The 12,462-nt window shown below is 40.3% G+C and carries 11 protein-coding genes, 3 tRNA genes and 1 rRNA gene; all 15 read right to left on the reverse strand.

Going from position 1 to position 12,462, the window contains the following annotated elements:
- A 16S ribosomal RNA gene (locus VCHSUH03_RS03800) occupies nucleotides 1–186 on the reverse strand; the annotation flags it as partial.
- Nucleotides 187–520: 334 nt separating this feature from the next.
- A tRNA-Lys gene (locus VCHSUH03_RS03805) sits at nucleotides 521–596 on the reverse strand.
- A 4-nt stretch (nucleotides 597–600) separates the two neighbouring features.
- Nucleotides 601–675: transfer RNA gene (locus VCHSUH03_RS03810), tRNA-Gln, on the reverse strand.
- Between the two features lie 24 nt (nucleotides 676–699).
- A tRNA-His gene (locus VCHSUH03_RS03815) sits at nucleotides 700–775 on the reverse strand.
- 217 nt (nucleotides 776–992) lie between these two features.
- Nucleotides 993–1,832: a polyamine aminopropyltransferase gene (gene speE / locus VCHSUH03_RS03820; protein WP_105094110.1), complete on the reverse strand. Its 840-nt coding sequence runs from the start codon at nucleotides 1,830–1,832 to the stop codon at nucleotides 993–995.
- Between the two features lie 82 nt (nucleotides 1,833–1,914).
- Nucleotides 1,915–2,544, reverse strand: a complete 630-nt coding sequence (locus VCHSUH03_RS03825; protein ID WP_105094111.1) for a hypothetical protein — start codon at nucleotides 2,542–2,544, stop codon at nucleotides 1,915–1,917.
- Nucleotides 2,545–2,548: 4 nt separating this feature from the next.
- Entirely contained in the window at nucleotides 2,549–2,983 is a 435-nt protein-coding gene (locus VCHSUH03_RS03830) for a peptidylprolyl isomerase (RefSeq protein WP_005385683.1), read from the reverse strand.
- A complete protein-coding gene (locus VCHSUH03_RS03835) occupies nucleotides 2,980–3,687 on the reverse strand; it encodes a tRNA threonylcarbamoyladenosine dehydratase (protein ID WP_105094112.1) in 708 nt (235 codons plus the stop codon). The genes VCHSUH03_RS03830 and VCHSUH03_RS03835 overlap by 4 nt, the downstream gene beginning before the upstream one ends.
- A complete protein-coding gene (locus VCHSUH03_RS03840) occupies nucleotides 3,687–4,061 on the reverse strand; it encodes a VOC family protein (RefSeq protein WP_105094113.1) in 375 nt (124 codons plus the stop codon). The genes VCHSUH03_RS03835 and VCHSUH03_RS03840 overlap by 1 nt, the downstream gene beginning before the upstream one ends.
- Nucleotides 4,062–4,140: 79 nt before the next feature.
- Nucleotides 4,141–7,224: an AAA family ATPase gene (locus tag VCHSUH03_RS03845; RefSeq protein ID WP_105094114.1), complete on the reverse strand. Its 3,084-nt coding sequence runs from the start codon at nucleotides 7,222–7,224 to the stop codon at nucleotides 4,141–4,143.
- On the reverse strand, nucleotides 7,225–8,595 hold the full coding sequence (locus VCHSUH03_RS03850) for an exonuclease SbcCD subunit D (protein ID WP_105094115.1): 1,371 nt from the start codon (nucleotides 8,593–8,595) through the stop codon (nucleotides 7,225–7,227).
- A gap of 86 nt (nucleotides 8,596–8,681) precedes the next feature.
- Complete coding sequence (locus VCHSUH03_RS03855) at nucleotides 8,682–9,518, reverse strand: deoxyribonuclease IV (RefSeq protein ID WP_105094116.1); 837 nt, start codon at nucleotides 9,516–9,518, stop codon at nucleotides 8,682–8,684.
- 161 nt (nucleotides 9,519–9,679) lie between these two features.
- Nucleotides 9,680–10,099: a Fur family transcriptional regulator gene (locus VCHSUH03_RS03860; RefSeq protein ID WP_005385669.1), complete on the reverse strand. Its 420-nt coding sequence runs from the start codon at nucleotides 10,097–10,099 to the stop codon at nucleotides 9,680–9,682.
- 176 nt (nucleotides 10,100–10,275) lie between these two features.
- On the reverse strand, nucleotides 10,276–11,841 hold the full coding sequence (gene cshA / locus VCHSUH03_RS03865; protein WP_105094117.1) for a degradosome RNA helicase CshA: 1,566 nt from the start codon (nucleotides 11,839–11,841) through the stop codon (nucleotides 10,276–10,278).
- A 97-nt stretch (nucleotides 11,842–11,938) separates the two neighbouring features.
- On the reverse strand, nucleotides 11,939–12,367 hold the full coding sequence (locus VCHSUH03_RS03870) for a phosphatase (RefSeq protein WP_105094118.1): 429 nt from the start codon (nucleotides 12,365–12,367) through the stop codon (nucleotides 11,939–11,941).
- Between the last annotated feature and the right edge of the window lie 95 nt (nucleotides 12,368–12,462).

A 12,462-nucleotide genomic window follows, 5' to 3' on the forward strand; every position in this document is an offset into this window, starting at 1 on the left:
ATCGTATGCGGTATTAGCAGTCGTTTCCAACTGTTGTCCCCCTCTGAAGGGCAGGTTGATTACGCGTTACTCACCCGTTCGCCACTAAGATTGATAGAAGCAAGCTTCCATCGCTCTTCGTTCGACTTGCATGTGTTAAGCACGCCGCCAGCGTTCGTCCTGAGCCAGGATCAAACTCTCCAAGATATCTTGAAGCTATTTGAATAGCTCATTATTTGTTGTCGTTACATTTAAGTAACTTTGAATTATGGTTGGTTTTGACTTTGTCAAAACCCGCACTCTGGCATATGTTCAATCATATGATTGATTACCTATCATTGTTCAGTTTTCAAAGATCTGTTACGTTAGGTTGTTGCCCTAACGACTTGTATAAGTATATCAGCGAAGTCTTAAATCGTCAACCTCTTTTTTCAAAGATTTTTTCAATTTATTTTCAACTGATTTTATACATACAATCATAACCAAATTCTCTAGAAATAGAGATAGAAAACTCACAAACCGAAGTTTGTGAGTTTTAATTTGGTGACTCACCCGCGACTCGAACGCGGGACACCCTGATTAAAAGTCAGGTGCTCTGCCAACTGAGCTAGTGAGTCATGTTGGCAGGGGTGGCTGGGATCGAACCAGCGCATAACGGAGTCAAAGTCCGTTGCCTTACCACTTGGCGACACCCCTACAGTGATTATGATGTGTAGGTTATGGGGTGAGTAGTGGGGATCGAACCCACGCGTAACGGAGCCACAATCCGCCGTGTTAACCGCTTCACCATACCCACCACCTTGTAGGTATCGAAGACGTTGTCTTCGTAACAAAGAGAATTATATCTGTTCTAGAGATTTGTGTCAACACCTTTTTCTCAATTTCATTTAACTTTTACAATTAAAATTAAGAAATGTATTATCTCTAATATAAACTCTTTAGCCTTATATACATAAGGAAGCACTTCGGAAGCAAAGGCCTCACGAATGGTGCTTCCCTATTATACATATTATTTACTTACTTGGCAAATAGTTTTTTACAAAATTTGGTAATGCAAAGGCAGCCTTTTGAATTCCTTCATTATAGTACTTAGTTTCAAAAGTTTGCTCACGATTAGGAGTCCACTTTAATGGGTCAAATGTTTTGGAGCCCAACGTAAAGCAATGCATACCTGCTGGGTAAATTGGAATAAATGCAGTATATAAACGTGCAATTGGGAAGTGATTATTTACATACCCAAATACTTTCTTTACAAGCGGTTGATGCAACATAGGAGATTCTGTTTGTTGTACAAACAAGCCGTCTTTTTTAAGAGCTTTCAAGGTATTCTTATAGAACTCTTCAGTGAATAGACCTTCACCTGGACCAATTGGATCAGAGCAGTCTACTATAATTACATCATAATAATCTTCTGCTTCTGCCATGAAACCTATACCATCGCCAATTTTTACAGTTAATTTTGGATTGTTTTCAATCATAGCTTTAGCAATAGTTGGTAAATATTGTTTTGCCAACTCTACTACCTTGCCATCGATTTCAACCATTGTTACTTCTTTTACACAGTCGTGACGTACACATTCTCTAGCTACGCCACCATCACCGCCACCGATGATCAATACACGTTCAGGATTTGGATGTAAAAACAATGGAACATGACTCATCATTTCATGGTAGATGAACTCTTCACGCTCAGACGTTTGGAATACACCATCTAATGCGAGCATCGTACCGTACTCTTTAGATTTAAACACTTCAATTTTTTGGAACTCAGATTCACCAGAGTATAATACCTCTTCTGCTTCAGCGCTGAGACGTAAATGAGGGGTTTGTTCCTCTGTAATCCATTGACTCATGTAGTACCTCCTACTTTTATACTACAATACGCACCGCAGGTTATTGCGATGCGTATGTATATTACTTTAATTGCTCTATTACTTAACCTTTACGGCTAATATAACAGAAACCGCCACCTAAAATAGTGTCTTTCATCCAATTTGCTAACGAGAAATCACGGATTTCACCTTCATCAAAGATGCCACAGCGAATATCATCGCCATCCATAAATATCTTGTGAATTGGAACCCAATGCCATGTATAAAGAGCTTTCTCTTTACCCTTATGACGATTCAAAAATGCTACAGGCACATCTTGCGCCAATGCATCATGAATAAACTGAGCTGCAGCCTCCACCTCTACACGAGATGCGCAGAACGGAGATACATTCAACATATGTACATCATAAGATAGGCCTTTATCCTCCAGTAAACGAGTAAGACCACGTTCCATCCATTGAGTCTTATAAACACCACCACCAAAGCGTGGCTTTACATATTTCCAAACTAAGTTCATCCGTTCTAAAGCAAGCGTTTGATCAGATGTGGTTTCCAGATCTAATAAGCCATCCCTAAACAGCGAATAACCCAATACTTGTGATGCCGATGTGGGACCACAACCAGACAAGCGTTGCCACTCATCAGTGAACCATTCTTGGTCATACCCATATGATGTCTTTCCGTCTACATCAATATATAGCCATTCCGGATGTTTAATAGATACATCATTCATGAGATTAACCTTCGATTACTTCAACAGTTTCCATGATGGCACCTTGATGGATACCATCAACTACGTCCATACCTTCAATTACTTTACCAAATACTGTATGTACACCATCCAAATGAGGTTGTGGTTCGTATACGATAAAGAATTGGCTACCACCAGTATTAGGACCACGGTGAGCCATAGACAATGCACCACGTTCGTGTTTGTGTGGGTTACCAATTAATTCGTCTTTAATTGTGTAGCCAGGACCACCTGTACCATTGCCATTAGGGCAACCACCTTGAGCTACGAAACCAGGAATTACACGGTGGAAACGAAGACCATTGTAGAAACCTTTATTGATCAAATCAATGAAGTTTTGTACTGTGCCAGGAGCTTCTTTATCAAATAATTCAATTACAATATCGCCGCCGTCAGCCATATGGATTTTTGCTTTTTTCATTGTTCAGGTACCTCCAAAATTGTACGCAACACATGTGCTGCTAATATAAAACCTGCCACTGGGGGCACAAAACTACATGTTCCAGGACTTGTTGCTTCCCCACGGAACTGTGGCTTTGTTGGTTTTTCTGTAGAAAATAAAACTAATTGTTTTTTTATGCCCCGTTTTTTTAACTCCCGACGCATAACGCGCGCAAGAGGACATGTATGAGACTTATGGATATCAGCAATCATAAGTTTTTCCGGGTAAAAGCGATTACCGCCGCCCATACAAGAAATAACGGGGATACTTTCACGTTGACAAACCTCAATAATATTTAGTTTTGCCGTTACCATATCAATAGCATCGATAACATAATCAACGTGTAAGCTTTGAATGAATCCAGGGTAACTTTCCTCTGTATACATAATATCATGAGTTTCTATCACCACATCCGGATTAATAGAAAGAGCTCGCGCCTTTGCTACCTCTACCTTACGCTCACCAATCGTGTCGTGAGTTGTAATCATTTGGCGGTTCAAATTACTAGGTGCTATAGAGTCTCCATCGATAAGAACGATCCGCCCAACCCCTGCACGTACTAGAGCCTCAAGAGCTCCACCGCCTACACCACCGACACCAAAGAGAGCCACAGATGTATTCTTTAAGGTTTGGATTTTATCTGGTCCAACTAACCATTCTAAACGAGTTAACATATATTCCATTAATATTTACCCGCCGGAATGATTTCTGTCCAATAACCGTCTGGATCGGCAATGAAGTAAATTCCCATATCAGCATTTTCATAAGCTACAACGCCCATCTCTTTGTGTTTTTTAAGAGCTGCTTCATAGTCATCTACATAAAATGCCAAGTGGAATTCATTGTCACCCAAATTATAAGGGCGATCCCAGTCACGCAACCAAGTAAGTTCTAGCTCATGCGCTGTATATGGACTTTTTAAATATACAAGGATGAAAGCACCACTTGGATCTTCCAAGCGGCGAGATTCCTCAAGTAATAAAGCCTCTTTATAGAAAGCTAAACTTTTATCAAGATCCTTAACATTTATATTATTGTGAGCAAATGAAAATTTCATAGGACCTCCTTAATTAATTCCAGTATGTTTTTGTAGGAATTCTCCTCTTTTAATAGTATCACATTTGGCAATTCTATAGCTAGTTAATAACAAATTTTGCTGTACTACCATCATCACCACGTGTTACCTCTAAGTGGGCAGGTATGCGGGTCTTTAATTCAGGTACATGAGAAATCATACCGATAAGGCGACCTGACGATTGCAATTGCACCAGTGTTTCCATGGCGAGTTCCAACGTGTCTGGATCGAGTGTACCAAAGCCTTCGTCGATGAACATCGTATCCATATGAATACCACCTGCATAACTTTGAATGACATCCGCAAGACCTAAGGCAAGAGCCATCGACGCCAAAAAGGTTTCACCACCAGACAAGGTGTTCGCCGGTCTTGACTGACCTGTGAAAGCATCCATAACGGCCAAATCAAGGCCTTGTTTGCCTCGCCCACCACCAGTATAGTCAGACCGCTCCAAGGAATATCGACTACGACTCATCTTTTGAAGTCGTAAATTGGCGGCATACACAACTTCATCTAAAATAGCACCTAGCACATATCGTTCAAAGGTTACATTTTTAAAGCCTTGTTCACCTCCATTGGCTAAGTCGTTAAGACGGCTTAAGAAAGTGATTTCCTCACGAGCTTCGCCCATAGCCTTTTCCAGTTCTTCTAATGATGCTAATGTGGTTTTAATATGTTTTGTTTCTTTATCCCAAGCCGCAAGAGAACCTACTAAATTATCACGTTTCTCTACGGCCGTATCATATACTTCGTCAGAAACCGTATTACTTGGTTCTATTACAGACTGGGCATGTTTCAAAGCCGCATCATATACAGCTTGAGCTGTACTAAAAGCCTCATCCAATGCATGTAGCTCAGTTCTAAACGCATCTAATGCCTTATAATCAACCAATACCTCTATGAAATCATCTTCAGATAAAGAAGTCGATTGCAATGATTTTGTATATTCCTTATACATTACATCAAGGTTGTTAGTTTCTTCCTGCACTTGGGCAGATAAGGTTTCTAGACGCCCTCGTTTAGCATTGAGCTGTTCTCGAGCAACATCTAAATTTATTTTACAAACCTTCACCTGCTCATCGTATTCTTTAATTTCAGTGTCTAACGATTCTATCTGTTTATGCCATGCATCAAGATCTGTAGTCGGCAACGTTTTAGATACAGCATCAATCTTAGCTTGTACAGAACTAATTTGAACCTCTAAATTGTGTAAGTTATCAAGTAGTTCTTTATGAGCCATATCCAATTTCGCTAGTGTATCTTTAGCTGCACTGAGGTCACCCTCAGTGTTAGCTATAGTGTTGCTCAGCTGTTCAGTGTCGCTACGCAAGGTTGTAAGCTGTTCCATTTTGGATAACAAGTCATGTTGAATAGAAGCAAAAGCCTCTTCTGAAAAACTCTCAATAGATGACTTCAACTGAGAAACTTGGTCTTTAATTTGCTGATCTAACTCATGTAGACGAAGAGCTAACGTTTCTTTCTGACCAATTTCACTAGCTTGCTTTTGTAACTCAAGATCACGCACGGCACGAGCCTCTTCTATTTCCTCTTTTGTAGGATATAACTCAGGCCTAGATGCTAACTGTGGATGCTCTGTAGATCCGCATACAGGGCAAGGCTCATTATCTACTACCAAATGGACAAGTTCAAAGGCACGCCCTTCTGCCATCAAATGTTCTAACCGTTCAAGCTGTACCTTTGAATTCTTTACCGATTCATCAATCGTCGCTAATGTTTTATCTTTAGCATCGATATCATTTTGAACCTTCTGATTCTCAGCGACCAATTCAGAATATCGTTGCAAATGACTCAACTGTTCTTGGATACGAGGAATAGACTCTAATGCTTTACTATTAGCTTGGAACTGTTTTCTCGCTTCAACTAACTTAGCCTCCAAATCAGCTACTAGCTTGTGTTGTTTCTGTAACGCAGCGTCGCTTTTCTCCCGGTCCAATATTTCTGATTGACCCTTTAATGTGCTTAATTCCTTATTTAGCAGTGCTAACTCATCAAATTTTTCTGACTGTTGTTGGAGTTGAGCCAATGTAGTTCTTTTAGCTTGCATAGTTTCAGCTTGAGATACTAACGCTTCATGAGCCTCTGTACATTTAGACTCATGTTGAGATGCACTTTCCACACCTTGTTTCGTATCTGAAAGTGATATTTCCAAGGTTTTTAACACCGACTGTTTATCCTTAAACTGTTTATATAACTCATAGCTTGGAGTTAAAGAGGTGAGGAATTTAACCTTTTTGCTTAAGCTAGACCGCTCCTCTTCTCTTGCTTTTACCAAGTCTAAATTAGACGTAGCCTCTATGAGAGCTTGTTGTGCCTGATTATATAAAGCCCACTCCTTACGCAATGCATTGAACTGCTCTACCTCGGTGACAGCCTCATCTCGCTGTACGATAAGATCATCGCGATAGGGTTCTCGGTTAGCCAACAATTCACGTACATGTTCTACCGTTAGCACTGGCGTATCCTCATCATGAGGAATAGACTGCAGCAACGCAGATTGTTTTGTTAGATTCGCCTCAATGCCTGCTTTTGCGTCATCATAAGCTGCTTTAAGAACTTCTTGTAGTTTTCGGTATAACTCTGTTCTAAAGAGTGTATGTAATAACTCCTCCCGTTCACTGGTGGAAGCAACTAGTAATTTTCGAAATTCCCCTTGTGGCAATAGAACAACTTGTAAGAATTGATCCTTACGAAAGCCTATGATGCGTTGAACTGTATCGCGAATGGCTGCCGCAGAGGTAGCAATAACCTTCCACTCTCCATCTTTCATTTCGTAGACAGTGGCACTAGCATTCTGCTCACGCATGCCAGTACCGCGTTTCTTCGCAACCATTTGTTTTGGCAATCGTTCAACACGGTACTGAGCATCACCGATAGCAAAGGAAAAATCAACCCGTGTCATACGATGTGGTTCTGCAAAGTCACTACGGATAGCATCTGTTTTGCGCACTTCCCCACTAGGTTCGCCATACAAGGCATACACCATAGCATCTAGTATAGACGTTTTCCCTGCTCCCGTAGGACCAGAGATGAGGAACATTGAGTGATCTTGAAGTGCACTAAAGTCCAAGGTAACCGAATCACGGTACGGACCAAAGGCTTCTATAGTTAAAGATATAGGCTTCATTTAGTCCTCCTTTAGAATTCGATCCCATACAGAGTTAATGTATTGTTGCTCACGCTCTGTTAATGGCTCTTTCCACACGGTTTCAGCAAACTGATTAAATAATTCGCGTTCGTTTAACTCTTTAAAAACGGCTTCATCCATATCTGCCATAGGAGTTGCCACGCGACCTACTAAATCAATAGTCATGCATCGATGATACACTTGGCGCAGCTTAGCCATCCCATCCATTATAGGCATCGTATCAAGCAATCGAGCCTGCACGTAATCGTCTTTATGCTTAGCTTGTAATTCTTTATTATTTAGGAGGTCTTCAAAGTAACCTTCTAAAATAACTACATCTCGCTTCGCATCTACAGGAATGGTGCTAACATCTACTTGTCCCTTTGTATTCATATCAACGATGGTAAAAGATTTCTTCTGCGTATGCTCATCAAAGGAATACTTTAATGGCGATCCGCTATAACGAATATAGTCTGCCCCCATTCGCTGAGGCCCATGCAAATGGCCAAGGGCTGTATAGTGAAAGTCTTTAAAGACTTGTGGACTTACTTGTTCACTACCACCGATAGATAAGGTACGCTCAGAGCCACCTACATCACCGCCCATTACAAAGGCATGACTAATAGCAATGCTACGCATCCCCTTTGGCACTTGATTACGTAAATGGTTGCTCCAAGCCTGATACATTTGATCATAATTATGTAGATTGAGACCACTTTCATTATGAGCGACTAAATCTTGTGTTACACCCTTAGATGTTTCTATAGCAGCAATTTTTTCATCGGCCATATCAACACCAGCAAATAAAGAGTCCTCCACAACATCTACAGATGCTTTTTTAGATTTAGACCGCTTAGATTTTGCTTTAATCTTAGATTCAGTTTCTCCCACATTCTTTAAATATTGAGTCGTTTCCAAAGAAGGGGTAGCAAAACCTAACCCTAATGCATCCCCTATGCGACGAGGCTCGCTAAAGGGCATAGGGCAAATGGCCACTTTACCATCAACACCTTCAAATTCAAAGGGTTGTAATGCATGATGAGGGGATCCCCAAATATGGATTCCTGATTGACTCAACATAGAGCGCCCCACTTCAAGGCGTTCAGCCCCATCATGATTACCACTTACCACGAAGAGTGGTACCTTATAATCCATAGCGAGACGGGTAATGATGGAATCCCATAACTCAATAGCTTCAATAGGAGGTACCGCTCTATCAAATACGTCACCGGCTAACAATATGCCGTCGATTTTTTCATCTTTCAAAATAGAAAAGAACTGATTCTCCAACACATGAGCTTGGTCATCTGTTAAATACTGACCATAAAAAATACGTCCTAAATGCCAATCAGCAGTATGTAAAAAACGCATTTTATCCCCCTTTCCAGCTCTCCCTATACCTTATCTGAATGTAGTTATATAAATAATTATATAACTAAGACTGCATTTTAGCTTAATTATTGATTCTCTACGATAGAGCGCAACATAGCAATTTCTTTTGCATACCCATCAAGTTCGTTTGGCGTTTCTAAATAGAACGGCAAGTTCGTCAATTTAGGATGTGTCACAATACGAGCAATGGCGTCGATACCGATGTGACCTTCACCAATTTTTTCGTGCCGATCTTTATGAGCGCCCATCGGATTTTTAGAGTCATTCAAATGAATCGCTTTCAAACGGTCTAAACCTACAATGCGGTCAAACTCGTCGATAACACCATCGAGATTATTAACGATATCATAACCACCTTCGTGGATATGGCACGTATCAACACATACGCCCATGTACTCTTTTAATTTGACGCCATCGATGATGCGTGCAATCTCTTCAAAACGAGAACCAATTTCTGTGCCCTTACCAGCCATTACTTCCAAAAGAACGGTCGTCTTCATGCCAGGGAACAAAATTTCGTTCAAACATTCTATGATATATTCGATGCCTTGATCCACACCTTGCTTCACATGGCTGCCTGGGTGAAAGTTATACATTTGGCCTGGTAAATATTCCATGCGCTCTAAATCTTCCATCATGGATTGTTTTGCAAAGGCGCGCAAGTCTTCCTTTGCAGCACATGGGTTATATGTATATGGCGCATGAGCTAATAAAGTACCAAAATTATGTTCTTTCATATATGCACCAAGGCTGTTCATATCCTCTAAGTCGAGAGCTCGCATACCACCGCCGCGAGGATTACGGGTAAAGTATTGGAAGGTATTGCCACCAATTTTAGTAGCTTCCTTCCCCATATTTAAATAACCTTTGCTAATTGATAAATGACTGCCTATGACAAACATACTACTCCTTTATATTTATATAATTTTATAATTCTAACATACTTAATTCTAATATCTATTCGATTACGCTTACATCTATTCCAAAAGCCTAATGAATATAAGACATATATAACTAATATAACCCCTACCGTGAAGGAGCCCTTCGCGACAGGGGTTATGTATTAATGGCTTTCTTTTTTAGCACACTCAGGGCATACACCTTCAAAGGTAATATGTTGACCTGTGATTTGATACTCGCTACCTTGATCAGCAATTGTTTTGATAGCTTGTAAGTCAATGCCCATCATATCCTCTACCTTGTTGCAACGGATGCAACGAATATGGGAATGAGCTTGTGTGTCCCAATCGTAATGAGCGCGCTCATCACCTACTTCTAAAATTTTTACAAGACCGATTTTTTCAAAAATCTCCATCGTCTTGTACACGGTTGCCAAGCTCATGCTTGGATGTTCAGGGCGCAACGTATGATACAACATTTCTGCTGTCGGATGATCATGATGACCACGCAAGGCATCATAAATCGCAATACGTTGTGGGGTTACTTTGAACCCTTGGCTACGCAGAATTTGTGCGATATCCATAATACTCTACTCTACCTTTCTCCACTTGGAAATCTATAAGGCATCGACCATTATCGGCCATTCACAAGAAATAATTATTATCTATTATAGCAGAATTCTCAACACTTATCAAGATAGATAGTATTAACTATTAAGTAATAAAAAATGTGGATTGCTCGAAAGCAATCCACATTCTATTAGTCTTTAAAGTAAGGCTTGAAACCTTCACCTTGATGACGAGGTTTTCTGTCACCACGTGGACGATCAGATCTACGATCATCTCTGCGGCGGTCATCACGACGTTCACCTCTACGATCATCGCGGCTGCGACGAGGACGATCATCACGACGACGATCACCGTCACGGCGGCGATCACCATCTCTACGACGGTCACCACGGCGGCGGTCACCACGACCACCTTCACGACGACGGCGTACGCGTAATGGTTTTTCTTCTGTAATATTTACAGGAGTTGTATCTGGTTCTTTTGTTAATAATTTAAGAGCTGCAGCCAACAATGTTACGGAGTCTGTATCGTTTAACAATTCCTCTGCACTAGATTTGAATGGCGCTAATGCTTCTAAATTATCTGTCATTTCAACGAGGCTTTCAATAGCCAAACGTTGTTGACCTTCAAGAACTTCACCTAAGGAAGGTGCACGACGGCGTGCAATTTTACGTTTTGTTAAACGCTCGATAGCATGTAAATGCTCCATTTCACGAGGGATAACGAACGTGAAAGCTTGACCAGCTTTACCAGCACGGCCTGTACGACCTACGCGGTGTGTGTAGCTTTCAGGATCTTGAGGCATATCATAGTTATATACGTGAGATACGCCAGAAATATCAAGACCACGAGCTGCCACATCAGTAGCCACGAGAATATCGATGGTACCTTCGCGGAATTGACGAATTACGCTGTCTCGTTTTTGTTGAGACAAATCGCCATGAATGCCTTCCGCCATGTAACCACGTTTCTTAAGACCTTCTGTTACTTCATCAACACGACGTTTTGTACGTGTGAAGATAATCGCAAGTTCAGGTGTTTGAATATCGAACAAACGGCAAAGAACATCGAATTTTTGACGGTCTTGCACTTCGATATAATATTGTTCAATTAAGTCCATCGTAACTTGAGTCGGTTTCATACGAATCAATGTTGGCTCTGTCAAATATGTTTCAGCTAATTGTTGGATAGCTTTAGGCATAGTTGCGGAGAACAACAATGTTTGATGGTCTTCTGGGATAGCACCCAAGATTTTATTGATATCATCAACAAAGCCCATGTTTAACATTTCGTCGGCTTCGTCCAATACCACAACTTTCACATGGTCAAAGTGGATAGAACCACGATCCATATGGTCCATCAATCGGCCTGGTGTGGCAACGATGATTTGTGGATTTTTTTTCAAGGCACGGAACTGACGATTAATATCTTGACCACCATAGATAGGTAGTGCTGTGATATTCGTGTATTGAGCCATTTTGTTAAGCTCTTCAGCTACTTGGATAGCTAATTCTCGTGTAGGGGATAAAATAACTACTTGAACGTGACGCTCATTCCCGTCTACGCGTTCCAATACAGGCAAGCCAAATGCTGCTGTCTTACCAGTACCTGTTTGAGCTTGACCGATCATGTCTTTACCGCTCATGGCTACTGGGATAGCTTCCTGTTGAATTGGCGTAGGCTCTTCAAAGCCCATATCGTTTAACGCTCTTAGAACAGGTTCGCTAATCATTAATTGTTCAAATTTTTCTAACATCTAAATGTGTTTCCTCCTATCGCGCACGAATTATGCGCGTTAGAATAGTATATCATATTTCAAAGGTGAACGCTATAAAAGTAATTACAAGTCAAAACTAAATGTTCTTTCTTCTCTCTCTTAACTGTTCTATTAAAACGATTCCACCTGATACACAAAGGAAAACAAGGTATGATAAATGAATAGGCATATACAAACATTCAACAAGAACAACCCATAGAATCAAAATTAATTTAGAAATCCATTTCGTTGTTATTCTATCAGCTATCATAAATATAGATAAATTGATAATTATTTTAATGATTATCGCAGCGATTATAACGATTGACGTAAATTCTTCTCTATAATCTGTCAGTTCATATAAGGGATATAATAAATAACTCAAAAGAGCGCTAAGTATTATTAAGAACCAAATATTGAGTCCCTTTAAAAGTTTAGCTTTACTATAGTAAAAGACTCCAACCAAAAGAAAGAGTAAAATGCTAAGCAATATGCCTATAACTAATAGATAATCTAAATGAATCATGGTTTATACTCTCCTTTAATCATTTTCACCAGTCTCTTTTACAATACACTCTTAAATGTTCTTAATTATAGCATACGGCAGCTCCACACTTATTA

The organism is Veillonella infantium (assembly GCF_002959895.1).
In the GTDB taxonomy this organism is placed as follows: Bacteria; Bacillota; Negativicutes; order Veillonellales; family Veillonellaceae; genus Veillonella; species Veillonella infantium.

Coding starts and splice junctions, on each gene's coding strand:
- speE (WP_105094110.1), bottom strand. CDS start 1,832: ATGAGTCAATGGATTACAGAGGAACAAACCCCTCATTTACGTCTCAGC.
- VCHSUH03_RS03825 (WP_105094111.1), bottom strand. CDS start 2,544: ATGAATGATGTATCTATTAAACATCCGGAATGGCTATATATTGATGTA.
- VCHSUH03_RS03830 (WP_005385683.1), bottom strand. CDS start 2,983: ATGAAAAAAGCAAAAATCCATATGGCTGACGGCGGCGATATTGTAATT.
- VCHSUH03_RS03835 (WP_105094112.1), bottom strand. CDS start 3,687: ATGGAATATATGTTAACTCGTTTAGAATGGTTAGTTGGACCAGATAAA.
- VCHSUH03_RS03840 (WP_105094113.1), bottom strand. CDS start 4,061: ATGAAATTTTCATTTGCTCACAATAATATAAATGTTAAGGATCTTGAT.
- VCHSUH03_RS03845 (WP_105094114.1), bottom strand. CDS start 7,224: ATGAAGCCTATATCTTTAACTATAGAAGCCTTTGGTCCGTACCGTGAT.
- VCHSUH03_RS03850 (WP_105094115.1), bottom strand. CDS start 8,595: ATGCGTTTTTTACATACTGCTGATTGGCATTTAGGACGTATTTTTTAT.
- VCHSUH03_RS03855 (WP_105094116.1), bottom strand. CDS start 9,518: ATGTTTGTCATAGGCAGTCATTTATCAATTAGCAAAGGTTATTTAAAT.
- VCHSUH03_RS03860 (WP_005385669.1), bottom strand. CDS start 10,099: ATGGATATCGCACAAATTCTGCGTAGCCAAGGGTTCAAAGTAACCCCA.
- cshA (WP_105094117.1), bottom strand. CDS start 11,841: ATGTTAGAAAAATTTGAACAATTAATGATTAGCGAACCTGTTCTAAGA.
- VCHSUH03_RS03870 (WP_105094118.1), bottom strand. CDS start 12,367: ATGATTCATTTAGATTATCTATTAGTTATAGGCATATTGCTTAGCATT.